The organism is Bartonella silvatica, from assembly GCF_040545155.1.
In the GTDB taxonomy this organism is placed as follows: domain Bacteria; phylum Pseudomonadota; class Alphaproteobacteria; order Rhizobiales; family Rhizobiaceae; genus Bartonella; species Bartonella silvatica.
Map to the genome: position 1 here is coordinate 22595 of NZ_JBEPLI010000001.1, position 25194 is coordinate 47788.

Sequence of the window (25194 nt, forward strand, 5' to 3'; positions counted from 1 at the left end):
CAAATACCCTTTCTTATCGATCCTATAAATAGCTTCTTATCTCAAGCCATCATTAAAATTTTATAAAACTTCCTCACTTAAAATAAAATACATTGAAAATTATAATGATGACTCTAGCATCCCCTTTATCTAATACCTACAATACATCCTATAAATCTTTTTGTGACTAATAATCCATATCAAAAAAGCCAATGCAACCAGCATTGGCTTTTTGGGTAGTATCGTCATTCTAAATCACCACTTTACATATATTTAAACAGTTAGCGCTTGGTTCCATAGATATTTTAATAGTTTGTATCTACTCGGTCGAATTTTCTGTATCTGGCACGGTCTCAATAGGCATTTCTGCAGCTGGTGCTTCCTCTGCAGGAGCTTGCGTATTAAAAATTCGCTCAGAAGGAATCTGAGGATCATCGGACAAACGCTCTTCTTCCTTTTGTGTATCTGATAATGTCTTTGCTGATGCAGAACTATCTCTTTCTAACATTTCCGGCTCAACAACACGTCCTGAACCACCCATCATATTATAGTTCAAATGGGAAATAGCCCACCAAGTCCCTCCAACAATAATAAAAACACAAACAACTGCAAACCATAGAGCACTCAAGTTCCATTTAGCATCGGGACCAGTATTCAAGTGCAAAAAGAAAACAATTTGCACTGCCATCTGGATAAGCGCCATCCCGATAAGATATATAACTTTCGTGCTAATTGCCCAACTGGCCATCATCCCATACATCACAGGAATAAAAGAAGCCAAAGTAAAAAATACAGCCAAAATAAAGCCAACTAAATAAGAACCAGTACTGGGACCATGTGTTTCGTGTTGCATGCTCATTACAGCGCTCCTAATAGATAAACCATGGTGAAAACACCAACCCATACAATATCAAGCAAATGCCAAAAAATGGAAAGACATGATAAACGTGTTTTATTATCCTCATCCAAGCCACTCCGATGCAGATGAAAAAACATCACAATCATCCAGAGAAGACCAACACTCACGTGAAGACCATGGGTTCCAACCAAAGAAAAAAATGCTGACCAATAAGCAGACAGAACTTCTCTTCCAAAAATCTGTAAACCCGTTTCGGGATCAATACCGGCATAAGCACTAGGATCGTAATAAAATACCTTATTCAAAAGCTCATGAAATTCATAAAGCTCCATACCAATAAAGCAACATCCAAGTATAAAAGTAACAGCCATCCACAAACGTACGCCACTGAGATTACCTTTATGTGCCTGCACCATTACAAATCCATAAGTAATGGATGAAAACAACAAAATGGCAGTTTCGACCAAGACAAAATTTAAGTCAATAAACTCATTACCCGCTTTTCCTCCACCATAGGAAGCAGAAAAAACAGCAAAAGTTGAGAACAACGTTGAGAATAGAATCAAATCTGAAAGAATATAGACCCAAAAACCAAATATCATGGTCGAACTACTGTCATGATGATGCTCATCAAGATGTGCATTATTCGCTGTGACCGTACTCATACTGTGACTCCTTGCTCTTTAAGAACAGCTGTAAATGCATCTTCCGTTTTTTGCACCTCTTCCGCTGGAATATAATAACCATGGTGATCACCTATTAACGAATGATATATAATTGTTGCAATAAAACCCACGCCCCCAATCAAAGCAAGCCACCAAATATGCCAAACAAGTGCAAAACCAACAACTAATGAAAAGAAACCTGCAATAACTCCAGCTGATGTGTTTGACGGCATATGAATTTTGGTAAACCCGCTCGTTGGACGTTGATAACCACTCTTCTTCATATTCCAATAAGCATCATCAGACTTCACCTCTGGAAGTATCGCAAAATTATAAGAAGGAGGTGGTGAAGAGGTAGACCATTCAAGCGTACGGGCATCACCCCACGAATCATTTAATGTGACTGGTAAATGCCCCTTATGTTTAACGCCGTACCAAATTGCTAAAACAATTTGCAGAACAAAACAAAGGATACCAAGCAATATAATAAAAGCACCTATTGCAGCAATGACAAACATTGGTTGCCAGCTAGGTTCTGTATAATGTTGAAGACGACGCGTTGCTCCCATCAAACCAAGCGCATAAACTGGGAAAAAAGCAAGATAAAAACCAATGAACCAACACCAGAAAGACACAATGCCCAGCATCCGGTTCGGTTTATAACCAAAAACTTTTGGAAACCAGAAAGCAAGCCCAGCTAAATAACCAAAAATAACACCTCCAATAATTGTATGATGGAAATGTGCTACCAAAAAGAGCGAATTGTGAAACTGCCAATCAGCAGGCACAATAGACAACAAAACACCTGTTAATCCACCACCAACAAAAGTAAAGATCATCCCCATGCACCAAAGCATCGGAGGCTCAAAGCGTATCCGACCTTTATACATTGTCAACAACCAATTAAAGACCTTAACACCCGTAGGAATCGCAATAATCATTGTGGCAATACTAAAGAAAGTATTTACGGCTTCACCTCCACCCATTGTAAAGAAATGATGCCCCCAAACAAGCATAGAAAGAATCAAAATGACCAACATTGCCCATACCATTGAAGTATAACCAAAGAGGCGTTTTGAAGAAAAAGTGGCAACAACCTCAGAAACAATTCCAAAAGCAGGAACCACCAAAACATAAACTTCAGGATGTCCAAAAACCCAAACATAATTAATCCATACCATTGGATTGCCGCCACCAATATTGGTAAAGAAATTCATGTTTAAGTAACGATCAAATGCTAAGAGCGCAAGCGTAACACCCAAGACTGGATAAATAACTAAAATAAGAATATTGCTAACAAAAGCACTCCAACAGAAAACAGGCATTTTCATCATGGTCATTCCAGGAGCACGCATTTTGATAATAGTCGCAATAAAATTGATTGATCCCATCGTTGTCGCGATACCAGAAAGCTGAAGTGACCATAAATAATAATCTACCCCTGTATCCGGACTCCCCTGTAACTCTGTGAAAGGCGGATACATTAACCAACCACCACGACCAAAATTCCCAATACCTAATGATATGTTAAGAAGTATTGCCGCAGCAGCTGTAATCCAAAACCCTAAATTGTTTGCAAAAGGAAAGGCAACATCACGAGCACCAATCTGAAGTGGTATAAGATAATTAAAAAGACCAAATAAAATCGGGGTCGCCATAAAGAAAATCATAATGGTGCCATGAGCCGAAAAAATCTGATCAAAATGCTCTGGGGGCAAATAACCTGCTGTTTCACTCCCAAGAGCTAAAGCTTGATGCGAACGCATCATAATTGCATCTGCAAAACCACGAACAAGCATAATAATACCAAGCACGATATACATAATGCCAATACGTTTATGATCAACTGTTGTAATCCAATTCCGCCATAAGACTCCCCACCATCCCAAAACTGTCAAAGCAACGATAGTAACTAAACCACCCATAACAATCGCAATGCACGTATACAAAACGATCGGTTCATGTGCAAGTGCGTGAAAAGTACCAGCGGCAGGATCTGTAAGTCTTCCAAACATTTCTTCACCCATATCAAATGAATTCTAAGTTTAAAAGAAACCTTCTTTAAAAGGGCTCTTTATTTAATCAATATTCTAAACAACACTAGCGATATTTAAAGAACGCTAGGATCAAAAACCGAACAAAGTGCACCCCAAAGCGTCTGAGCAGCAGCACGCTTCATTAAATCTTCATTGCACACTGTATTTTGATCAACACACCGATTAACAATCCGGTAGTATAGCCTCTTTTCAACAGACGAAAAATAACGCACTTCAGCATCTTTTTCTTTCGCAGCAATATCACCCATACGAGGCGCAACAGAAAGCTGGCGATAAGATACACGATCAAGCGCTTGACCACTCTCTCGAGCTTTAGCAATCCAATCATCAAAATTTTGTGGCGATACAGAGTGCCAGTTAAATCGCATCCCTGCAAAACCATCCCCACTGTAATTTGCCGAAGCTCCTTTGAACACTCCTTCTTCATCAGCAATCAAATGCAATTTAGAATTCATTTGCGGCATAGCATAAAGAACCGTACCCAATTTTGGTACCCAAAAAGCGTTCACAGAACTCTCTGATGTCAACTGCAATGAAACCTGACGACCTTTAGGTGCATAAATCTCATTGATCGATGCGACACCATATTCAGGGTAAATAAAGAGCCATTTCCAATCAAGAGCCACAACATCAACACGTAATGGCTCTTCTGTACCAACAACTTCTATAGGAAGTGGATTCTCTGGTTCAAGCTGATAGGTGTAATAGGCTGTAAACACACCTAAAACCATTACAATCATAATGGGGATACCCCACATAAAGGCTTCAATTTTATTTGAATGTCCCCACTCAGGCAAATATTCTGCAGTTGTATTTGACGCACGATATTTAATAGCCAAAAGCACTACACTTACCATAACTGGAATCACAACACAGAGCATAACCGCAACACAAGCGACGATCAAAATAAGCTGTTGTCGCGCAACATAACCCGCTGGGTAAAGAACATCAAATTTACAACCCGATAAAAGTAACGCTATCCCTAAACTCACGAGCATCTTTATTTGTTTAACAAAGTTTCTCATTTTACCTGCACCATTATACACATCAGAGGTTGTTAAAAAAATTGTCATAAAAAACAATAAAGCCCTAAAAGTATACTTACCTAACTCAAAAGAATTATCAAGTAAATTAACATATCGTCATCAATGTATATAGTTTTTTACGTCTCTACATTCAATTTAAGTCTCTTAGTAATATATTCAAGCGCAAATAAATACCCATCACTTCCACATCCAGAGATAATCGCATCTACACCTGTAGACGTATAAGAACCGTGACGAAAAGATTCACGCTGATAAATATGGGACAGATGAACCTCTATTTTGGGTCCTGAAAACATTTTTAAAGCATCAAGAAGCGCGATAGAAGTATGACTGTAAGCTGCTGGATTAATGACCAGTCCATCACTCACACCAATTGCCGCTTGAATCCATTCTATCAATTGCCCCTCATAGTTACTTTGATAAAAATCAACAACCACGCCAGCGTTTGTTGCCCATTCCCTACACTGTCTTTCAATGTCTTTTAGAGTTTCAGTTCCATAAATTTCTGGTTCACGATTCCCAAGAAAATTTAAATTAGGACCATTTAAAACCATTATAACTTTAGACATTGTTGTCCTCTTCTGCTCAACAATAACGCTATAAAAAAATCTTAACTATTTTTTGACTATAATAAGGCTCCATCCTTAATCTCAAAAAATTCTGCTCGTCCTTTTAAGGCATCGAACAAAGCACGATCAGTTCCTGTCATAAATGCCTGCCCACCCAAATCATCAAGAATATCAAATAAAGCAGCACGCCGATGAGAATCAAGATGTGCGACCATTTCATCAAGAAGAAGAATCGGAGCCTTATCCGACATCATTCCTGTTAGGCGTGCATGACACAAAACGAGACCTATCAGCAAAGCTTTTTGTTCACCTGTTGAACAAGATGTAGCAGCCACGTTTTTATCAGCATAAAAAACTTGCAAATCTGTACGATGCGGTCCTTCTAATGTCCGCCCAGCAGCACGGTCTATCGCGCGATTATCATGCAACAGATTATAAAATTTCTCCTCAACTTCAACAGCCGATATCTGACTAAGAGCCGCCTCTAAAAAACCATCAATTTGTAAAAATGCCCGTGGAAAAGGTATTTGAGACGGAGTTTTTAAAAACATGTCGTTTAAAAGCCGAATAACATCAATACGTGCCGCAGCAATCGCTGTTGCCAACTCTGCCATTTGCTTTTCTAAAGCATCAAACCAAGCAGAATCTTCACTCCCATCTAAAAACAAACGGTTACGCGCACGCATAGCCCTATCATAGTCTGCTATACGACGACTATGCAAAGGATCAATACCCAAAACCATACGATCTAAAAAACGACGACGCTCAAGCGAAGAACCTGTAAAAATTCCATCCATCGAAGGCGTTAAAACACTTATATGACAGTAATCTGTTAGGCAGTCACTGGTTTCATTGATACCATTAATATGGACTTTCCTATTATTATAATCAACATTCAGAGCCGTACCAATTTTCACTTCACCATAAAGAGCACATTGAAGACGTGCAAATACGACAAACCCCTCACCTCTACCATCAGCAGAACAAATATCAGAATAAACTGCTCGCCTTAAACCGCGACCAGGAGAGAGAAAAGATAATGCTTCTAAAAGATTCGTTTTACCAGCACCATTGTGGCCAGTAAAAACGACATTTTGGCCTGATAAATGAAGATTCAAAGCAGAATAATTGCGATAATGCACGAGCTTCAGCTGCCTCACCGCTACTTTATGCACGTGACCAGCTATATAGTGCAAACCAATCGCCTCTAAACGCGAATGGGCATGAGCACATAAAGCGCATCTGCATCATCACTATCACGAATCAAAGCCGGAGCGCCCGCCTCAGCTAACATAAAAATCATTTCATGACTCGAAAGCTGCCCAGCAATATCCAAAAGATAACGCGAATTAAACCCTATCTCAAGCGGATCAGAAGTATATGCCACCATCAATTGATCTTCCGCACTCCCCGAGTCAGGATTATTCACGACAAGCCTTAATTGTCCATGCTCAATCATTAACTTCACTGCACGCCCACGATCATTCGAAATGGTCGAAACACGATCAACTGCAGAAGAAAAGTCCTGTCTATTAACAACCAACCTCTTATCATTTCCAAGAGGGATAACACGTTGATAATCCGGAAATGTTCCATCAATTAACTTTGATGTAAAAACGACAGAGCTTGCAGAAAAACGAATCTTTGTCTCTGAGAGTTCTACACTTACATCACCATCAATTTCTTCCGAAAGAAGTTTTTGTAACTCCCCCACAGCCTTACGTGGAATAATGACACCCGGCATACCATCAACACCTGAAGGAGCCTCCATCTCGACTTGTGCTAAACGATGGCCATCGGTGGAAACTAAACGTAGCTTTAAAGCGCCATCATCAACAACATGGAAATAAATACCATTAAGATAATAACGTGTTTCTTCAGTAGAAATAGCGAATTGTGTACAATCAAGTAAATGTTTTAATCCCGACGCAGACAAAGAAAAACGGTGACCAAATTGCCCCGGAAGCGACTCTGGAAAATCTGTCTTCGGAAGGCATTGAAGCTGAAAATGCGCACACCCCGAAACCACAGACATCGTACTAGCTTGATTCTCATCAGCAGATAAGACAACCTCACTGCCATCAGGAAGCTTTCGAACTATGTCATACAACAAATGCGCTGGAACGGTTATAGCACCAGCTTGCTCAATATTGCCTACAAAAGATTCTGTAACCTCTAAATCAAGATCTGTTGCCTTTAGTTGTATGTAATCATTATCCGCATCAATCAAAACATTTGATAAAATAGGAACAGCATTACGGCGCTCCACCACACGATGAACACGACCAAGAGACTTTAAAAACTGACTGCGATCAACCTTAATGCGCATAAAATATCCATTACAATTGACTTAATACCACAGAAACTCTCTAGATTAAAATACAACCTATCCCCATAAGAATCACTTACTGGATTTTATTCAACCTCTTTCAAAATGGCAAGCAATTCCTCCACAAAAAACCGTGCCCCCTTATTAAACCTTCAGTAATGCTCCTTTCAAAGATAAAAGAATACTGTAAGCGCTACGCAGCTTGGTCTCCAATCAATCGCTTCAGTAACTCGAGCTCTTTGGCCAAAGTCTGGTCACCACAAACTAAATCTTCAATTTTACGGACAGCATGTAAAACTGTTGTATGATCACGTCCACCAAAACGACGCCCGATTTCTGGCAGTGAGCGAGGTGTTAACATTTTCGCCAAGTACATTGCCACTTGTCGTGGCTTCACAACTGTACGTGTACGACGATTAGACAACAGATCCTGTTTGGAAACATTATAATGGCGCGCAACCGTGCGCTGAATCTCCTCAATCCGAATACGCTTAGGTTCACCAGAACGCGTCAAATGGCCTAATAATTCATCAATCCGCTCTAAAGATAAATCAGATTCAAACGACTGACGGAATAATAATTGATTAAATGCTCCTTCAAGATCACGTCCAGACCCTAAAACTGTTCTCGCAACATACTCTAGAATATCATCAGAAATCGCAATCATACTATCATCTTGTTGTGCGACTTCCAAACGTTGGCGCAACATCTTCAAACGCATTTCATAATCGGGTACTTCAATTTCAAGAGCAACCCCCCCCTGCAAACGAGATCGAACCCGAAGATCAAGCGATTCTAATTCTGCCGGCGGACGATCTGCAGCTACGACAACTTGTTTTGCACTATCAAGCAACATATTAAGCAAATGACAAAACTCATGCTGAATCGACTTTCCTTGTAAAAACTGCATATCATCAATAATGAGAAGATCAATATCACGAAGCTGCTCTTTAAAAGAGAGGGCATCATTATCACGAATAGCCGTCGCAAAACGCCACATAAAGTATTCAGCAGTCAAATAAATAACTCGAGCAGGATTTAAACGCTTCAGTGCAGCAGCAGCAATCGCCTGAAGCAAATGTGTTTTTCCTAATCCCACCGATGCATGAACAAAAAGAGGATTAAACCTTAAGGCACTTTTATGCCCTTCTGCAATCGAACGCGCAGCAGCTAAAGCAACACGATTAGAAGCCCCCTCCACAAAATTTTCAAAACTATAGCGAGAATCAAGTGGTGAGCCAAAAACACCCGTTTGGATACTCTTTACCGCACTCTCCGCACCACTCTCAACAAAAGACGGAGAAGACCTCTCCTCCAAAACACTAGGCACAGCACTTGTTTTACAGACAACATCCTTGGAAACACGTTTCATACCACGAACAATGATTTCAACGCGAAGAATTGCTGAACTCTCTTGTTTCCATAAAGTCGTTAAAAGGGAACCATAGTGATTATTAATCCATGAACGCAAAAACGCTGTCGGAACCGAAAGCTTTACAAAATTACGGCTATATTCAACAAGTTTTACACGTCCAAACCAGCTCGTATAAGCCTCGATACCAACTTGCGCTTTTAATTGCGCCATCACACGCGCAAAAGCTGATGCCCCCTCTTCCTCCGAAATAATAGAATGCTCTGCAGAAGTACTCCCACCGACTGCCTCGTCATTATCCGTCATCTTAATTATTTTTTCTGCCGATAGGATATTCAACGAAACCTTTTTAAAGGAACTAGCTTTAGAGTTCAATTTATCCACCATCTTTCATCCTAATAAAAATAAAAACTTCGCCTTGCCAACCAGCTAAAAATCAATTCAGCAAAAGCAAAACACCCTACCCCAAATAAGATTACTCATCCCCCCCTAGGATAACTCCATTACAATTCCACAAACAAAGATGACTAATAAGATTTACTTGCACTCATGATATGACCCACTCTATCTCATAAATAAGACAAACATACCAAAACAGAAAACTAAAAAATGCCTTAGAAAATCTACCTAATATGAAAATCCATAACAACCCACGCCGAAGCATCTTATACTCAGTAACAAACAACATTACGCTGATGTAGATCCTACATATTTTTAATCTCTGGAAGAACAATACAAAACAGAAAAGGTAAAATGCAAGAGGTTAAAATAGAACACCCCCGCCTTATAAACCCGCATATAAAAACAAAAGATTGAGAAAAATAATTGATTCAATTAATTTTTTTTCTCTACATTTACCAATAATTAAGGAATCCATTTTTATTAAAAATAAAAAAATAAAATGCTTGACAAAAAAGACTCTGAAAAAATCCACAAAGGCTGTGGATAACCGTGCAAATTTTATAAATCCCTCTCGCTATCTCTCCGTAGAAAGAATCGCCGTACGCTCTTCCCCTTTAGAAGGAGAAGTATGTTTAAAAACAAAAAAACCAGCACCTATTCGTAGATGCTGGTCTGATTCTTCGTAAAACAAAAAAACTAAATACTGAGAGCCTTTAAACGCTTCGCTAAACGCGACACTTTTCGCGCAGCAGCATTTTTATGAAAAACGCCCTTAGAAACCGCACGCATAATTTCAGGCTCAAAGTTTCTAAACGCTATCTCTGCAGATGCCTTATCACCACTAGCCAAAGCATCATCAAACTTACGCATGAAAGTACGAACGCGTGAACGGCGGGCTCTATTAACCTGCGTGCGTGCTGCAACTTTGCGCACCGCTTTCCGAGCGGAAGGTGTATTCGCCATAAATATATCTCTCTTTCAACGCAACTGGGTAGAGTGCACTTAAAATCATCCCTACCAATTTAGATAAACTTCATCCAAGCAACACTATAAAGCTGCCTACAATTGGGCAGCTTATAGCGCAATCCTTAAGTCGACGTCAATCGAATTTTCAAAGATTAAATATAAAAGTTAGCTCTTTACTATCATCTTAATCATAAAACGCTCTTAAGTGCACAAATACGGCTTAAGTTGCCAGATTACGCAAAACATATTGCAAAATACCACCATGATGCAGATAAACCAGTTCGTCTTCAGTATCAACACGGCATAATAATGGGACAGTTTTTGTCATTCCATTAGAAAAAGTAATTGTAGCGGCAGTTTTCTGACGAGGTTTCAAGTTATGAATCCCTTCAATCGTCACTTCTTCATCTCCCTTTAAACCTAAAGACCGCCAACTTTCCCCTTCTTCAAAGATAAAAGGAACAATCCCCATACCAACAAGATTAGAACGATGTATCCGCTCAAAAGACTGAGCTATCACCGCTTTGACCCCGAGAAGATTGGTGCCTTTTGCTGCCCAATCACGAGACGACCCATTACCATATTCAATACCAGCAAAAACAACAAGCGGAACCCCCTCTTGTTTATATGCCATTGCTGCGTCATAAATTGCCTGCTCTTCTCCTGAAGGATAATGAACTGTATAACCACCTTCACGACCATTCTCTCCTAGCATGAAATTACGAATGCGAATGTTAGCAAAGGTCCCACGCATCATCACTTCATGATTCCCACGGCGTGTTCCATATTGATTAAAATCAGCGACTTTAACGCCATGATTCATCAAATATTTACCGGCAGGAGAATCAGCTTTAATGGAACCAGCAGGAGAAATATGATCCGTCGTAATTTTATCGCCAAACAGGCCCAGGATTCTTGCATTTCTAATATCTGGTAAAATATCAGGAGTCTTCCCCATTCCATCAAAATATGGTGGATTGCGTACATATGTTGATTTCTCATCCCAAGCGTAGGTAGACTCTGCTGGAACATGAACCTTTCGCCAATTTTCATCTCCTTTAAACACGTCTGCATATTTTTCGACAAAAAGCCCACGTGTAACATTCTTTTCAATAAACTCCTGAATTTCTTGAGACGTTGGCCAAATATCTTTCAAATATACTGGTTGACCACCTGAACCTTTTCCCAGAGGTTCTCTGGTTAAATCTTTATGCACCGTTCCTACCAAAGCGTACGCAACAACTAATGGCGGTGACGCTAAATAGTTCGCCTGTACATCAGGCGATACACGTCCTTCAAAATTACGATTACCTGAAAGAACTGCAGCTGCAATTAAATTATTGTTATTAATGACTTGTGAAATAGCAGGATGCAAGGGACCAGAATTCCCAATACATGTCGTACATCCAAACCCTACCAAGTTAAATCCTAAGGCATCCAAATCTTTTTGCAAACCCGAATTTTTAAGATAAGCTTCAACGACTTGTGAACCGGGCGCAAGAGAAGTCTTAACCCACGGTTTGCTCTTAAGACCTGCAGCCACAGCATTACGCGCTAAAAGACCTGCAGCAATCAGAACGTTTGGATTTGATGTATTGGTACAGGAGGTGATTGCAGCAATTACGACATCTCCATTGCCAAGCGTATATTCTTCACCTTCAACCTGGTAACGTTCATCTTTCTCCTCAGATGTTTTTTTATAGTCATCGACCAATGCCTGCCTAAAACCTTGCCCAACATTTTCTAACGCCATACGCCCTTCAGGACGTTTAGGGCCCGCCATAGAAGGCACAACACTTTCCATATCTAATTCAATTATATCACTAAAAACTGGATCAGATACAGATTCGTCATGCCACATTCCCTGTGCTTTAGAATAGGCTTCCACTAAAGCAATCCGATCTTCATCACGTCCTGTCATATTAAGGTAACGCACTGTTTCTTTATCAATTGGAAAAAAGCCACAGGTTGCCCCATATTCAGGGGACATATTGCCAATCGTTGCTCGATCAGCAAGTGTCATATGCTCCAAACCAGGACCAAAAAACTCAACAAATTTACCGACGACACCCTTTTTGCGCAACATTTGTGTCACCATTAACACTAAATCGGTAGCCGTTACGCCTTCTTTCAGCTTACCTGTTAAACGAAAACCAATAACTTCCGGTAACAACATAGAAACGGGTTGGCCTAACATTGCAGCTTCTGCCTCAATACCACCAACGCCCCAGCCTAAGACACCCAAGCCATTTACCATCGTCGTATGCGAATCAGTTCCAACACAAGTATCAGGATAAACGACCTGCCCACTCTCTTCATTCTTCATCCACACACATTGTGCTAAATACTCTAGATTAACCTGATGGCAAATCCCTGTTCCTGGAGGAACAACACGAAAATTTTTAAAAGCTTGCTGCCCCCACTTCAAGAAACGATAACGCTCACCATTGCGTTCATATTCATGCTTAACATTTTCCTTAAAAGCCATAGGATTACCAAAATCATCAACGATAATGGAGTGATCAACGATGAGGTCAACAGGAATAAGAGGGTTGATTTTTTCGGCTTTACCTCCAAGTTTAACCATAGCGTCGCGCATAGCAGAAAGATCAACAACAGCGGGAACACCAGTAAAGTCCTGCATGAGAACGCGTGTGGGGCGATAAGCGATTTCCGCACCGGCCCTACCTTTGTCATTCAACCATTTAGAAACATTTAAGATGTCTTCTTTCTTAACCGTACGACCATCTTCAAACCGTAATAAATTTTCGAGAATAACTTTCATCGAAAACGGTAAGCGGGAAATACCTTTAAGACCGTTCTTTTCTGCTTCAACTAAACTATAATAAGTATATTCTTTGCCACCAATATTTAAAGTTCTGCGACAATTAAAGCTATCTATTTGAGTCATGACTGTCCACCCTCATACTAAAAACTACCCAATTTCCTGGAATGAACAACACAAACTACGAGTCAAGGTCGCAGCTTGAATGCAGATGCAATCACCTCCGCCATCCATTTCCCCCTTTACCTTTTCGTTGGTAAATTCGGAAATCGGCGCAAAAAACCATTATACACCAGATTTTGATATAATACGTGCTTTATAGAACTATTTCTAGAACTATTCTAGGTACAATTGCATAAAAACGTGTTTTTTTATCCTATAATGTAATAAAGTTATAAAAATAAAAGCAAAACAGGTCAGCATATGGTTTTATTGGGCAAAAATCTAGCAGCTCACAGAAATGAAAAAATTTTATTTCAAGGTCTTTCTTTTTGTTTATTTTCTCAGCAACTTATGACAGTCACAGGACCAAATGGAGTTGGTAAATCAACATTACTACGAATCATCGTCGGTCTTCTTGAAGCAAGTGAAGGTGATGTAATACTTAAAGACCAAGAACAAATTTATCCGGTTGCAACAGCATGCCACTACCTTGGCCCTGAAAATGCTATGAAACCTTTTCTATCCGTCATCGATAATCTGCAATTTTGGTCAGCATTTCATGGAGAACATTTATACTGTCCTCACGAAGCTCTTACCGAAGTTGGTCTCTCCAATCTTGAATATTTGCCCTTTCATGTTCTATCAACAGGGCAAAAAAGACGTGTTGCCATTGCCCGCCTTTTGCTATCCTATCGTCCTATTTGGATTTTAGATGAACCAATGTCGGGAGTTGATAACCATACTCAAGCTCTTCTTACAAATATTTTTCAGCGTCATCTAAACCAAAATGGCATGATTATTGCTGCAACCCATCACCCCCTCGGCATTCCAGAAAACCATAAAATTCATTTAAAAAAAATTCAGAAAGCAGAATGACATGAAAGCATTGTTCTGGCGTGATCTTAAATTAATCTTAGCACCACCAACCTCATCCCTAACAGGGCTGTTGTTTTTCATCGCTATTATTGTCATACTTCCTTTTACCATTGGCCCAGATCCCAAAACTTTGGCACAAATAGGTCCGGGCATATTATGGCTTGGTGCTCTTTTGGCAGGACTTCTCAATCTGCATAAACTTTTTCAAACTGATCACGATGATGGAAGCCTTGACCAGTTCATCCTCTCTGAACCAAGACAAATCTTTGCACTTATTATATTGATTAAATGCCTTTCCCATTGGGTGGGAACAATGCTTCCCCTTATTCTTGCTACCCCTATCTTGGCATTCATGCTCCATTTAAATGCCACAATAACTTTTACAACAACACTTACCCTTTTATGCGGAACACCTGCCATTATTTTCATTGGTGCTATAGGAGCCGCTCTTGCAACATCACTGTTACATAGCACTCTTCTCATTTTTATTATCATCTTACCGTGGACCATTCCAATTATGATTTTTGGCGTTTCAGCGGCTACAGCTCCAACAAATCCAAATATTTCTTTTCTTACCGCCTTAACTCTTCTTATCGCTTTTTCACTTCTTTTAAGTCTTTTTAGCTCTTTTGTTGCAGCTATAACGCTTAAGCTTTTATCAAAATAACAAAAGATGATTGCTGCACAACCAAACTCTGCTTATTATAAGTCTTATGAATAAAATATCTCATACGTATAAAATGAGGTCACTGCCAGCGAGTCTCGTCCATTTTATGAAAATAAGCAGAATCGTTTTGCCGTGGTTAGCTTGTATAGTTCTATGCCTTCTTATCTTAGGACTTATTTTAGTTGTGTATTCTCCTGATGACTATCAGCAAGGTATCACTGTCAAAATCATGTATATTCATGTACCATTCGCGTGGTTGTCAACGTTTTGTTACATAATAATAAGCGCCGCTGCTTTAGGAAGTTTGATTTGGAAATATCATCTTGCTGATATAGTGCTCAAATGTGGTCCACCTATTGGAACAATTTTTACAGCCCTTGCTCTCGTCACGGGTTCTCTCTGGGGACGTCCAACATGGGGAACATGCTGGGTATGGGATGCACGTCTTACATCAGTTTTTATCTTATTTTTTATCTACCTTGCTATTTCCATACTTGCTCGCGCTTTTGATGATCAGGAAAAAGCCACACATGCAACAGCAATTCTTACCCTTGTTGGATTTGTGAATATTCCTATTATCAAATTTTCCGTTAATTGGTGGAATACACTCCATCAACCAGCATCACTTTTACGCTCAGGAGGTCCAACAATTGAGTATATTATGTTATGGCCTCTCATCACAATGATCTTTTGTTTTGGCTTTATGTTTATTTTGCTCTATTTGATGGCTATGCGAAACGAAATCAATCGTCTCCATATCCAAATACTTCAAATAAAAAAATCTCGCCGTGTACAACATCAGGAATCTTCATAATGCTTGACCCAAATAGTGCACATGGCAAACTCTTAGGAAATCTTTCCCAGCGCATTGACTTGTTTCTTGGAACCTTAAACCATGAGCAAATTGTTATTTTGAGTTATGCACTTTCCATAATCTCCCTCCTATGTTTTTTGGGGCATATCCTTTGCAAAGCCATATATCAGGAAAAGACCCTACAACAGCTCAACAAAGAAGAACTGTCCGAAAAAGAAGAACATAATGAACGCCCGCCCTCAAAAGCTTAAAAAAAACATACCTTTAACCACCCTACTGGTTCTTTTTGGACCATTTATATTTTTTCTTCTTCTCTTTCTACTTTTTTTCCATTTTATAGAGAGCCAAAACCCTCATAATGTTTCCTTTCTTCCCAATACACTTGCTGGAAAGCCTGCTCCCAAAGTGAGTCTTCCTCTCCTTGAGAGTGAAAATCATTTTCTCCATTCAGAGCAATTTAAAGGGCGTATAACATTGGTCAATTTTTGGGGATCTTGGTGCTTATCTTGCCGTAAAGAACACCGCCTTCTTATGAAAATTGCACAAGATAAACGTTTTGACCTTATTGGTATTAATTATAAAGATAGTAAAGAAAATGCTCAACGCTTTCTGAATAACTTCGGTAACCCTTTTAAAATGATTGGCTTTGATATATCAGGTCATACAGCTATTAACTGGGGAGTATATGGACCACCAGAAACCTTTCTTTTGAATCAAGAGAACATTATTATTGCTAAACATGTTGGCCCCTTAACATGGCAAGTTTATCAGAAAAAAATCCTGCCAAAAATTGAGAAAGCTATCATGTCAGAAAAAATATCAAATAACAGCATATTACTTCCCAAAGATAATGTATCTTTTTTCTTCTACTGAATAGAGTAATACAGTTATATTTTTTTATCCTTAAACTTATATTGAATCCTCAAAAGAAACTGACGAAGCTATGAAAAACTTGATACTCAGTAAAACTGTTTAAGAAAGGATTTATGCACTTTTCCGAAGCAGTTAGTTTAAAAACAAACCCAGAATTGAAAGATGACAAACATAAAAACATCTTGTTTTCACCTTTATAAAGGCAAACATGAAAGAAAAAATAACCTTCTATTATTGGTAAGAAATATAACCATTAAAGAATATAAAAACATCAAGCCTCCATTATCTTCATTATAAAGAAGATATCATTGTAAGAATTTGCAAACCAACGAAATTAAATTATAATAAACACCATCAAAATAGATAAAAGTTTGCGCTCTAATGGGCAACAATCACGCAATGATAGAATAAATATTTCAGTCGCCTTCTGATAAAAAGAATTTCTCTACTGAGTGAAAAACTACATATTTGCAAAATTTGCTCTTATAGATAATCATACATTTATGATAAAAAAGCTCGTATAAGATTAGGTTGCGAATTTTACACTCTTATCCGACGTCTTTCAGATATTGGCTGAAACGCTATTTTAGCGTGAAAGGCGCAATAAGGGCTGTTTTCATCAGAATCGGCACCACAAAAATGAAAATCTGATGACAAAGGATCTCCAACAGGCCACCTACATGTATTTTCACTCAACTGTAAAAGATTAAGTTGGCGTGATATAGGAACAACAACATTAGACTTTTCAGATATATTCTTTTCTGTCATAGACTCCGCAGCAATATCCGCCTTTAAAGCTGTTTCTTCAATACTGCAAGAATCAGAGTTCGTTGGTAATACAGTCGATGTTGTGCGACGCGTACGCGAAGACGATGGGCTTGTAGGATTTTTTTGTACACGCGATACCCCTTGCGCTGTCTTGCCACGCCCAGGTAACTTTAGCCGATGCACTTTACCAATAACCGCATTTCTGCTGACTCCACCTAGCTGAGCTGCAATCTGACTTGCGCTCAATCCCTCACTCCAGAACTTCTTAAGAAGCTCAACACGTTCACATGTCCAACCCATATCAGCACTCCGTTCTAACCATATCATTGAGAGTCCCCACCTTATACTCTCAAATGTTTGAATAAAATTTTCAATCCCTTGAATGAAAATATTTTATTACTTTACTCAAGTTAAAAAATTCACTCAATCTATGGAACTTACAACCTAAAATACAACCTTATTTGCTCACTTAAATTACAATACACACTGACTCCGTGACAAGAGTCTTTCCCTCTTGAAGAGTCTATTTAGAATGTTTTCCCCAACTTGCAAATCAAGTATAAACCAGACTGTCCCGTTTGTTTAATTTTTTTCTATGAATGCTTCATTGTAGAACCTTTATTGACTTTTTACAAATCGGTGTAATGATCTATCACCTATACGATACTTGATCCACATAAAATATCATTATGCTATACTTAACGTTACGACACTGTTTTGTTTATTGTATACAAAAATTTAAAATATAAAGGAAATAAAGATGAGCACCACTGCTACACAATCACTTTACCAGTGCTTTTCTCGACGTGATTTGCACTTTAAAAAAGGCAATGGTGTATGGCTTATTTCCGATAAAGGAGAACGCTATCTTGATTTGACAGCTGGTGTTGCTGTTAATACATTGGGGTATGCACATTCAAAATTGGTCGACAGCCTCCAAAAACAAGCTGAAAAGCTTTGGCATATTTCCAATCTTTTTCAATCACCTGAACAAGAAGCTCTCGCTACACGGCTTTGTGAAAATAGCTTTGCTGATAAAGTTTTTTTCTGTAACTCTGGTGCTGAAGCACTAGAATGTGCATTTAAAACTGCTCGTCATTATCATTATGCATCTGGTCATCCAAAACGCGTTGAAATTATTACTTTTGAAGGTGCGTTTCATGGACGCACGCTTGCAACACTTGCCGCTACCGGACACGAAAAATATCTCGAAGGTTTTGGACCGAAAGCTAGCGGATTTATTCAAATTCCTTTTTGTGGCGAAAATGCTTTACGGAGTGCTATTTGTGAAAATACCGCCGCTATTCTTATTGAACCCATTCAAGGTGAAGGAGGAATCCGAACAGTCCCTCACGAATATTTAAAGTTTTTACGCAAAATATGCGATGATAATGACTTATTACTTATTCTGGATGAAGTTCAAACGGGCATTGGACGAACAGGAAAGCTTTTTGCCTATGAATGGAGTGATATCACGCCTGATATTCTTACCCTTGCAAAAGGACTTGGTGGAGGCTTTCCACTAGGTGCTTGTCTTGCCACAAACCAAGCTGCAAAAAGTATGACAGTCGGAACCCACGGATCAACTTTTGGAGGAAATTTGCTTGGGATGACCGTCAGCAACACTATCCTTGATATTGTATTAGAGCCAGGTTTTTTGCATCATGTTCAGCACATGGGTCATAAACTCAAAAATGGACTTTCGAACATTCTCAACACCTATCCTGACATTATCTGCGAAATTCGAGGCGTGGGACTTATGCTGGGTATCCAGTGCGTCATTCCCTCCAACGTTGTCGTCAATGCCTTGGAAAAGGAATATATTCTAAGTGTTGGTACCAATAACAACGTAGTGCGCTTATTGCCTCCGCTTATTATCAATGAAGAAGAAGTAGATGAAAGCTTGTATCGCATTGAAAATGCAATTGCATCTCTTTCACAAAAAAACAAGTATTATAAACATGACACATGTTCTTCACCATTTCACTGATCTATCCGTTTTAACCCCACAAATAGCGCGCGCTATTATTGATTATGCAAAAATTCTCAAAGCATCTTTCAAGACAGGAATAGTTTTTAAGCCTTTTGTTGGTAAAACACTGGCCATGATTTTTGAAAAACCATCCACACGAACCCGTATTTCATTCGACATAAGCATGCGTCAACTTGGTGGCGATACGATCATGCTAACGAGCTCAGAGATGCAGCTTGGTCACCATGAAACTATCGCTGATACAGCGCGCGTTTTATCGCGTTTTGTGGATATTGTTACATTACGTACAACAACACATCATCGTATGCTTGAGTTAGCACAATATGCACAAATTCCTGTCATTAATGCTCTCACAGATGATACACACCCTTGCCAAATTCTAGCAGATATCCTGACTTATGAAGAACACCGTGGAGCAGTCGCAAACAAAATATTTTCTTGGATGGGAGATGGCAATAATGTGCTTCATTCCTTGATTGAAGCAGCGGCCCTTTTTGGTTTTCATCTACGTATTGCCACTCCAAAAGGCAGTGAACCACAAAAAAAATTTGTACACTGGGCGCGTGAACATGGAGCTCACATTACACTGACCCATAATCCCCAACAAGCGGCTAAAGATGCTGACTGTATTATGACAGACACGTGGGTTTCTATGGGACAAGAATTTCGTGCTCGTAGCCGTTCTATTTTTCAGCCTTATCAAGTCAATGATGCGTTAATGAAATTAGCCAAACCCGATGCTCTTTTCATGCATTGTCTTCCTGCTCATCGCGGTGAAGAAGTTGTTGACAGTGTTATAGATGGGGTACGTTCCGTTGTTTTTGACCAAGCCGAAAATCGTCTTCATGCTCAAAAAGCAATTCTTTCTTGGTGTTTACAAGATACGTTTTTCTCTCCACAATAACTTGTCAAAAGAAATGATATAAAAGGCAAAGATATGAACCAAAAAGCCACAAATGAAGCCTCTTTCAATGAAACCTACTCGAGTGAAGATGATACTGTCATTCCTTTTCAAGTTGAAGAACTTGATATCCGTGGACGCGCTACACAACTTGGAGAAACGTTAGATTCTATTCTCACAAGACACCAATATCCTGAACCGATTTCTTATCTTTTAGCAGAAGCTTTAGTTTTGACTGTTCTACTTGGAACTTCCTTAAAACTTAAGGGAAAATTTATTTTACAAACCCATTCCAATGGACCGGTTAATATGTTGGTATGTGATTTTTCCCCTCCTTCCAGCCTGCGTGGTTATGTTCGTTTTGATAAAGAACAATTAGAAAAAGCAATAACCAATGATCAAATATCTTCGGGTGCACTCTTGGGAAAAGGTACTTTAGCTTTTACCATCTCTCAAGGCCCCCATACACAACCCTATCAAGGAATAGTTGAATTAGATGGGGCAAATTTACGAGAAGCTGCTCGTATCTATTTTGATCAATCAGAGCAAATTCCTACCGATATCCGTTTGGCAGTCGCTATATTGATCAACCGAGACAAACAAGGAAAAGCACAAAAAAAATGGCGAGCAGGCGGTATCTTGACTCAACTCTTACCTAACATATCATCCCATCACACCATAGATAAGATAAACCAAAAACAAGAAACAGTAAAAACCCGTACACAACTTGAAAATCAATGGCAAGAAACAAAAGCACTCATGGCGACCATTGAAAGTGCCGAATTAACCGATCCTCAAGTTGGTAATAAGCGGTTATTATACCGTCTTTTTCATGAACATGGCGTTAGGGTTTTTAATCCTTTTTCTCTTATGGATCAATGTTCTTGTTCGCGTGAAAAAATTAAAGGAATATTGGAAGGCTTCCCTGCTGAGGAACGGAATCAAATGGTAAAAAATGAATATATCTCAGTTACGTGTGAATTTTGCTCCACAACTTATCATTTTCAACCACAAGAGTTTTCTGAAAATAAAACATAGAAAACACTTCTCAAAACCAAGTGTGTTTTTATGGCTCCATTAAAAATTGAGCATCAATTTTTAAACTATTTTATGTATCTTATTCTTTTAGATTTAGCTGCTTTTTCTTGTCTTAGCACTACATTGATTTGTAATGATAATTCATGGTTTTCATATTGAGTTAGAACCTCAGCTATCATACAATTCTCTCATTCTAAACCCGTTTATATGAACTTGAATAGAGCACTTCATTTTCACGTCAAAAGTGGGATTAGCGTGTAAATAAAATCATTTTAAAAAAGAACAGCGGTACCTCTTATGAATCACCTCAATACACGCTCTCTTGAAACTTTCTATGTGCTAACAAACATAATGATGATGACTTGCTTGTGCCTTCATAAATGTAAAAAGAGCGTATTCAATGACTTTTATGTTATAGGATTCACAGGCAATACTATGAAATAAGCTCAGGAAGATGCCTCTTTAAAACAAGCGCATGAATATGCAATCATTCGTGTACTATTTATAAAACAACTTAAATTTTAAAAACGTATTTTGCCTTTTCTGAAGATTTTTCTCTTTTACTTTCATATATCTCGAAGGTTATTTTTACAGTTAACGCATTATTAGAAAACCTTTTTTATCTTGTTGATATATTGGCTTTTAATGGTAATTGTATTTTTTATATTGAATCCAAACGAAGGGTTTAATCTATCGTTTTATAGACTTAAGAATAATAAATTTTCATTATCGTATATACTCTTGAGAAAGAATGAAGGTAAAAATTTAAACTTTTATCAACGATGCAATTGTTTATAGTATATACTAATCAAGACATGTGGCTATATTCCCACCAATTATCGAAGATAAAACTAAGAAAAAACATTTATTGTTGAGAAAAATTAAAACTTGTCAAACTCTCAAGATGCCTTGGATACTCTTTCTCAAGGTTATTTATTCCATAAATATTTTTTAGCGATAATACTGATCCTTTTATAAAACACCAGAAGTAAAATCATTCCCTTTAAACATTAGAAATAACCGTGCTAACATCATAATAAAATTTTGTATCCTTACATCACTTCCAAGAAAAAACAGCTCACAAAATATGATAAATGACCAAATGAACCTTAATCTAAAAGTATCTTAAAAAAAGTTAAAGCTCTTCCTCTGGGATAAAACGACGTAACCCAATATAAAGTGCACCGCTACCACCATGCTGGCGAGCCGCTTGTTCAAAGGTGTGAACATAATATCGAAAATCGGGTGTTGATAACCAAAGAGGAACAAATTTACACAAAGCACCATCACTCCCCGGTGAGCGCCCCTTTCCTGTAATGACAAGTACATAACGAAACCCACTTTTCTGAGATGATTGTAAAAATTTTTTTAAGAAAAAATAAGCTTCTTCCTGAATAAAACCGTGAAGATCAAGACGAGCTTCAATAGGATAATGTCCTTTAGCAATTTTACGATGGGCAACACGATCAAAGAAATAGATCTTTTGGGTTTGTGCAACCGTCTTCTTTTCTTTTTTTACCACGGTCTGCCGCTGTTGCTTTCCTTGAGATGATGAAAAAATGGGGGTTACGCACTGTTTTCTATTATAAGCATCTTCTGCAACAGAAGAATGGGGTTTATTATGAAGCGGTATTGCTGTGCGGCATACCATCTCCCATAAAAGACGATCTTCTGAAGTTAATACTCCCCTTTTTTGTCTCCATTCACCCCTAGACATTTCAATTTTCAATCTCTTGTACAGTTTATTTATATGACCTTATCAGTGATAAAAGATCTTAATTCTCATCTTCTGTTGCGAAAAGCTTCCAATTGGGATCCGATGACAGGCTATTGCGAACAAAAGTCCAAACATCTCTAATTTCTACAATAGCATCAGGATCACCATCTATACGCTCTCCTTGCTCATTATAAGTTGCAGAAATCATTTCGCTGATAACCCGTATAGTTACAAATTCATCTTTATCTTGGATTTTCGCAGATACAAACTCAATCTTATTGATACCAACAAAGGTAAAATGCACCTTTTCATTGTTTCTTTCGCGTTCCTCAATGGCAGAACAAAAGCTTTTAAAAACATCCTGAGAAAGTAAGTTTTTAAGTTGATCTCGATCACCTTTAGCAAAAGCAGTTACAATCATTTCATAAGCAACTTGAGCACCTTTTATAAAAAGTTGAGGAGAAAAATGAGAATCAATTTTGTAAATCGCCCGCAAACCTTCATTTAATGCAGTTCCTTCTGGTGAAATTGCATTGATTTCACTAAAATCGCTCTTTTGCGAATTCCCTTGATGAGAGCGCGAAACAACATTATCAGTCGTTTCTGATTCAGCCTGTTTTTTAGAACAACGCGAATAAGGGTCAAAAGGAGGCTTTTCAAAACCAATCCGTTTTCCTAATATATTACGGAGTTGCACAAAAACGATAACCATAATAACAAGAGCTATGATCAATATAACGTCAAATTCCATGGGTGGTGTCAATCTCCACATTTAAGATGATTTATAATAAACATTGCGGTCAATATCATTTATCAATAAATATGTAAAATGGGGAGTCCCGCATTTAAGTTTTTGTAACCTTCATTCATTTATTAAAAAAGAGAGCTTATATCATTTTCTATTCTAAATTTTAAGAAGGGAGTTTCCATGTGATAAAGTCTTATTTTATAAAACCCCGTTTGTTTATCGTGCTTTTCCTTAGCGCTCTCTTGATCGAAATTGCTGGTTTTATTTTTGTTGGAGAAGAAATTGGCATTCTAGCAACCTTAAGTTTAACTGTTCTTACAACAATAGCTGGGAGCATTTTGTTACGAATTCAAGGGGTAAGTCTTTTAAAAAATATACAACAGGAATTTATCCAAGGACGCGTATTAGAAAATGATATTACCAATAATGCCTTTATCATTTTTAGTGCAGTTTTACTTATTCTTCCTGGATTTGTAAGCGATACTTTAGGAATATTGCTCCTTATAAAACCAATCCGCTCTATTGTATGGTCCTTATTCTCATCATTGAGAAATAAAATAAATATCCGTAATAAAAATCAAACCAATACTCAAAATAATTCTGAAAAAATTATTGACCTTAAAGCAGAAGATTACGAAGTTCATAATAGTGCAGAATCTCCATGGCGTAAAAATGATGATAGTCATTAAAATGCCAATGTAGCTTATCATTAGGCTTTGTATCAGTTTATTTTTTTCAAAGGGTCTTAGACCTCTCAAAATCTTCCCTCATCTTTACCATGAAATTTTCATTTTTTACTCTCTTTTACAATTTTAAGTATCAAAATCAAATAGAACAAAATGCGCATTAATGATAGAAATTTATAAAAAAACAATGGGTTACCACATATTCATCACGAGTCCTACCTCTTCCCACTTCGTATAAAAACTATTGGAAAACGACAGCCAAAAATCTGTCACGGACTTAAAAAACAATTAAGACGAAGGGAGCATTTCTTGCAACCTTTTGCAAGGCGTGATAACCAGCTTGATTTTTAGATCTAAAATAAAAATATACATATTGTTATAATGAAAAGGTTTGTATTATGGCCGAAGGTGAAATAAACAACAGTGGGGGAGAACCCGTTTTTGCTGTATTGACTCAATATTTAAAAGATTTCTCATTTGAGAATCCCAATGCCCCTCATTCGCTACGTCCACGTGAAAAGGCACCGCAGATTGATATCAACATTAATGTTAATGCTAATCCCGCTGGTGATGATAATTATGATGTTGTTTTATCTCTTTCTGTAAAAGCGAATGATGACACTGAAACGTTGTTTCATGTAGAACTAATTTACGGTGGTGTTTTTCATATTCAAAATATTCCACAAGAGCATGTTATGCCTCTTGTTTTTATCGAATGTCCTCGTCTTTTGTTTCCATTTGCTCGGCAAATCATATCTGACGCCACCCAAAATGGTGGTTTTCCACCTTTGTGGATTGATCCAATTGACTTCGCAGCATTGTTTCAAAAGCGCCTTGCTGAAGAACAGAAAGACAATCAAAGTCAGACGCAACCATCTTAAAAATTGGTTCCTTATAATCAAAAAGGCCTTGAAACATCCAA

The 25194-nt window shown here is 38.2% G+C and carries 23 protein-coding genes; 10 read left to right on the forward strand and 13 right to left on the reverse strand.

What is annotated here, in order from left to right; genetic code table 11:
- Nucleotides 1-298 precede the first annotated feature (298 nt).
- The 10 genes from cyoD to acnA all read right to left on the reverse strand — a co-directional run bounded on the left by cyoD (nucleotide 299) and on the right by acnA (nucleotide 13155).
- Nucleotides 299-838, reverse strand: a complete 540-nt coding sequence (gene cyoD, locus ABID23_RS00095; protein ID WP_354188099.1) for a cytochrome o ubiquinol oxidase subunit IV — start codon at nucleotides 836-838, stop codon at nucleotides 299-301.
- Complete coding sequence (locus ABID23_RS00100) at nucleotides 838-1503, reverse strand: cytochrome (ubi)quinol oxidase subunit III (protein ID WP_354188101.1); 666 nt, start codon at nucleotides 1501-1503, stop codon at nucleotides 838-840. Before ABID23_RS00100 ends, cyoD begins: the two co-directional genes overlap by 1 nt.
- Nucleotides 1500-3518 carry a cytochrome o ubiquinol oxidase subunit I gene (cyoB, locus tag ABID23_RS00105; protein WP_354188103.1) on the reverse strand — a complete coding sequence of 673 codons (2019 nt, stop codon included), beginning with the start codon at nucleotides 3516-3518 and terminating at the stop codon, nucleotides 1500-1502. The genes ABID23_RS00100 and cyoB overlap by 4 nt, the downstream gene beginning before the upstream one ends.
- 95 nt (nucleotides 3519-3613) lie before the next feature.
- A complete protein-coding gene (cyoA, locus tag ABID23_RS00110) occupies nucleotides 3614-4585 on the reverse strand; it encodes a ubiquinol oxidase subunit II (RefSeq protein WP_354188667.1) in 972 nt (323 codons plus the stop codon).
- A 137-nt stretch (nucleotides 4586-4722) separates the two neighbouring features.
- Entirely contained in the window at nucleotides 4723-5175 is a 453-nt protein-coding gene (aroQ, locus tag ABID23_RS00115; protein WP_354188105.1) for a type II 3-dehydroquinate dehydratase, read from the reverse strand.
- A 56-nt stretch (nucleotides 5176-5231) separates the two neighbouring features.
- The gene (gene recF / locus ABID23_RS00120) at nucleotides 5232-6362 is read right to left on the reverse strand and encodes a DNA replication/repair protein RecF (RefSeq protein WP_354188669.1); all 1131 of its coding nucleotides are present in this window, start codon (nucleotides 6360-6362) and stop codon (nucleotides 5232-5234) included.
- 20 nt (nucleotides 6363-6382) lie between these two features.
- The gene (dnaN, locus tag ABID23_RS00125) at nucleotides 6383-7504 is read right to left on the reverse strand and encodes a DNA polymerase III subunit beta (RefSeq protein WP_354188107.1); all 1122 of its coding nucleotides are present in this window, start codon (nucleotides 7502-7504) and stop codon (nucleotides 6383-6385) included.
- A 193-nt stretch (nucleotides 7505-7697) separates the two neighbouring features.
- Nucleotides 7698-9263 (reverse strand): chromosomal replication initiator protein DnaA, encoded by a 1566-nt coding sequence (gene dnaA / locus ABID23_RS00130; RefSeq protein ID WP_354188109.1) that lies wholly within the window; start codon nucleotides 9261-9263, stop codon nucleotides 7698-7700.
- Nucleotides 9264-9974: 711 nt separating this feature from the next.
- Entirely contained in the window at nucleotides 9975-10241 is a 267-nt protein-coding gene (gene rpsT, locus ABID23_RS00135) for a 30S ribosomal protein S20 (RefSeq protein ID WP_354188111.1), read from the reverse strand.
- A 223-nt stretch (nucleotides 10242-10464) separates the two neighbouring features.
- Nucleotides 10465-13155, reverse strand: a complete 2691-nt coding sequence (gene acnA / locus ABID23_RS00140; protein WP_354188113.1) for an aconitate hydratase AcnA — start codon at nucleotides 13153-13155, stop codon at nucleotides 10465-10467.
- Nucleotides 13156-13452: 297 nt separating this feature from the next.
- On the opposite strand from acnA, the gene ccmA reads away from it, so the two are divergent.
- From ccmA to ABID23_RS00165, 5 genes are read left to right on the forward strand one after another with little or no spacing between them, the layout of a single operon-like run.
- Complete coding sequence (gene ccmA, locus ABID23_RS00145; protein ID WP_354188115.1) at nucleotides 13453-14067, forward strand: heme ABC exporter ATP-binding protein CcmA; 615 nt, start codon at nucleotides 13453-13455, stop codon at nucleotides 14065-14067.
- A gap of 1 nt (nucleotide 14068) precedes the next feature.
- Entirely contained in the window at nucleotides 14069-14734 is a 666-nt protein-coding gene (ccmB, locus tag ABID23_RS00150) for a heme exporter protein CcmB (protein ID WP_354188117.1), read from the forward strand.
- 46 nt (nucleotides 14735-14780) lie between these two features.
- Entirely contained in the window at nucleotides 14781-15548 is a 768-nt protein-coding gene (locus tag ABID23_RS00155) for a heme ABC transporter permease (protein ID WP_354188119.1), read from the forward strand.
- Nucleotides 15548-15799: a hypothetical protein gene (locus ABID23_RS00160; RefSeq protein ID WP_354188121.1), complete on the forward strand. Its 252-nt coding sequence runs from the start codon at nucleotides 15548-15550 to the stop codon at nucleotides 15797-15799. The genes ABID23_RS00155 and ABID23_RS00160 overlap by 1 nt, the downstream gene beginning before the upstream one ends.
- Nucleotides 15774-16421: a DsbE family thiol:disulfide interchange protein gene (locus tag ABID23_RS00165; protein WP_354188123.1), complete on the forward strand. Its 648-nt coding sequence runs from the start codon at nucleotides 15774-15776 to the stop codon at nucleotides 16419-16421. The genes ABID23_RS00160 and ABID23_RS00165 overlap by 26 nt, the downstream gene beginning before the upstream one ends.
- A gap of 540 nt (nucleotides 16422-16961) precedes the next feature.
- Here the strand turns inward: ABID23_RS00165 and ABID23_RS00170 are convergent.
- Nucleotides 16962-17489, reverse strand: coding sequence for a GcrA family cell cycle regulator (locus tag ABID23_RS00170; protein ID WP_354188671.1), 528 nt, complete (start codon nucleotides 17487-17489; stop codon nucleotides 16962-16964).
- Between the two features lie 460 nt (nucleotides 17490-17949).
- Between ABID23_RS00170 and ABID23_RS00175 the strand changes: the two genes are divergently transcribed.
- The 3 genes from ABID23_RS00175 to ABID23_RS00185 are packed head-to-tail and all read left to right on the forward strand — an operon-like array spanning nucleotide 17950 to nucleotide 21121.
- Nucleotides 17950-19179, forward strand: coding sequence for an aspartate aminotransferase family protein (locus ABID23_RS00175; RefSeq protein ID WP_354188125.1), 1230 nt, complete (start codon nucleotides 17950-17952; stop codon nucleotides 19177-19179).
- Nucleotides 19151-20086 carry an ornithine carbamoyltransferase gene (gene argF, locus ABID23_RS00180; RefSeq protein ID WP_354188127.1) on the forward strand — a complete coding sequence of 312 codons (936 nt, stop codon included), beginning with the start codon at nucleotides 19151-19153 and terminating at the stop codon, nucleotides 20084-20086. The genes ABID23_RS00175 and argF overlap by 29 nt, the downstream gene beginning before the upstream one ends.
- Before the next feature lie 33 nt (nucleotides 20087-20119).
- Nucleotides 20120-21121, forward strand: a complete 1002-nt coding sequence (locus tag ABID23_RS00185; protein ID WP_354188129.1) for an Hsp33 family molecular chaperone — start codon at nucleotides 20120-20122, stop codon at nucleotides 21119-21121.
- A 1135-nt stretch (nucleotides 21122-22256) separates the two neighbouring features.
- On the opposite strand, the gene ABID23_RS00190 is transcribed toward ABID23_RS00185, so the two are convergent.
- Nucleotides 22257-22838 carry a Smr/MutS family protein gene (locus ABID23_RS00190; RefSeq protein ID WP_354188131.1) on the reverse strand — a complete coding sequence of 194 codons (582 nt, stop codon included), beginning with the start codon at nucleotides 22836-22838 and terminating at the stop codon, nucleotides 22257-22259.
- Nucleotides 22839-22896: 58 nt separating this feature from the next.
- Nucleotides 22897-23589: a Tim44/TimA family putative adaptor protein gene (locus ABID23_RS00195; RefSeq protein WP_354188133.1), complete on the reverse strand. Its 693-nt coding sequence runs from the start codon at nucleotides 23587-23589 to the stop codon at nucleotides 22897-22899.
- A 179-nt stretch (nucleotides 23590-23768) separates the two neighbouring features.
- Between ABID23_RS00195 and ABID23_RS00200 the strand changes: the two genes are divergently transcribed.
- Nucleotides 23769-24275, forward strand: a complete 507-nt coding sequence (locus ABID23_RS00200) for an FxsA family protein (protein ID WP_354188135.1) — start codon at nucleotides 23769-23771, stop codon at nucleotides 24273-24275.
- Nucleotides 24276-24670: 395 nt separating this feature from the next.
- On the forward strand, nucleotides 24671-25153 hold the full coding sequence (secB, locus tag ABID23_RS00205) for a protein-export chaperone SecB (RefSeq protein ID WP_354188137.1): 483 nt from the start codon (nucleotides 24671-24673) through the stop codon (nucleotides 25151-25153).
- Nucleotides 25154-25194 lie beyond the last annotated feature (41 nt).

What these genes read in the sequence shown, in the direction of transcription:
- dnaN (WP_354188107.1), bottom strand. Translation starts at nt 7,504, where the DNA reads ATGCGCATTAAGGTTGATCGCAGTCAGTTTTTAAAGTCTCTTGGTCGT.
- ABID23_RS00155 (WP_354188119.1), top strand. Translation starts at nt 14,781, where the DNA reads ATGAATAAAATATCTCATACGTATAAAATGAGGTCACTGCCAGCGAGT.
- ccmB (WP_354188117.1), top strand. Translation starts at nt 14,069, where the DNA reads ATGAAAGCATTGTTCTGGCGTGATCTTAAATTAATCTTAGCACCACCA.
- ABID23_RS00190 (WP_354188131.1), bottom strand. Translation starts at nt 22,838, where the DNA reads ATGTCTAGGGGTGAATGGAGACAAAAAAGGGGAGTATTAACTTCAGAA.
- ABID23_RS00100 (WP_354188101.1), bottom strand. Translation starts at nt 1,503, where the DNA reads ATGAGTACGGTCACAGCGAATAATGCACATCTTGATGAGCATCATCAT.
- cyoB (WP_354188103.1), bottom strand. Translation starts at nt 3,518, where the DNA reads ATGTTTGGAAGACTTACAGATCCTGCCGCTGGTACTTTTCACGCACTT.
- cyoD (WP_354188099.1), bottom strand. Translation starts at nt 838, where the DNA reads ATGAGCATGCAACACGAAACACATGGTCCCAGTACTGGTTCTTATTTA.
- ABID23_RS00185 (WP_354188129.1), top strand. Translation starts at nt 20,120, where the DNA reads ATGAACCAAAAAGCCACAAATGAAGCCTCTTTCAATGAAACCTACTCG.
- ABID23_RS00175 (WP_354188125.1), top strand. Translation starts at nt 17,950, where the DNA reads ATGAGCACCACTGCTACACAATCACTTTACCAGTGCTTTTCTCGACGT.
- dnaA (WP_354188109.1), bottom strand. Translation starts at nt 9,263, where the DNA reads ATGGTGGATAAATTGAACTCTAAAGCTAGTTCCTTTAAAAAGGTTTCG.
- ccmA (WP_354188115.1), top strand. Translation starts at nt 13,453, where the DNA reads ATGGTTTTATTGGGCAAAAATCTAGCAGCTCACAGAAATGAAAAAATT.
- ABID23_RS00195 (WP_354188133.1), bottom strand. Translation starts at nt 23,589, where the DNA reads ATGGAATTTGACGTTATATTGATCATAGCTCTTGTTATTATGGTTATC.
- aroQ (WP_354188105.1), bottom strand. Translation starts at nt 5,175, where the DNA reads ATGTCTAAAGTTATAATGGTTTTAAATGGTCCTAATTTAAATTTTCTT.
- secB (WP_354188137.1), top strand. Translation starts at nt 24,671, where the DNA reads ATGGCCGAAGGTGAAATAAACAACAGTGGGGGAGAACCCGTTTTTGCT.
- argF (WP_354188127.1), top strand. Translation starts at nt 19,151, where the DNA reads ATGACACATGTTCTTCACCATTTCACTGATCTATCCGTTTTAACCCCA.
- ABID23_RS00170 (WP_354188671.1), bottom strand. Translation starts at nt 17,489, where the DNA reads ATGGGTTGGACATGTGAACGTGTTGAGCTTCTTAAGAAGTTCTGGAGT.
- acnA (WP_354188113.1), bottom strand. Translation starts at nt 13,155, where the DNA reads ATGACTCAAATAGATAGCTTTAATTGTCGCAGAACTTTAAATATTGGT.
- rpsT (WP_354188111.1), bottom strand. Translation starts at nt 10,241, where the DNA reads ATGGCGAATACACCTTCCGCTCGGAAAGCGGTGCGCAAAGTTGCAGCA.
- ABID23_RS00165 (WP_354188123.1), top strand. Translation starts at nt 15,774, where the DNA reads ATGAACGCCCGCCCTCAAAAGCTTAAAAAAAACATACCTTTAACCACC.
- ABID23_RS00160 (WP_354188121.1), top strand. Translation starts at nt 15,548, where the DNA reads ATGCTTGACCCAAATAGTGCACATGGCAAACTCTTAGGAAATCTTTCC.
- cyoA (WP_354188667.1), bottom strand. Translation starts at nt 4,585, where the DNA reads ATGAGAAACTTTGTTAAACAAATAAAGATGCTCGTGAGTTTAGGGATA.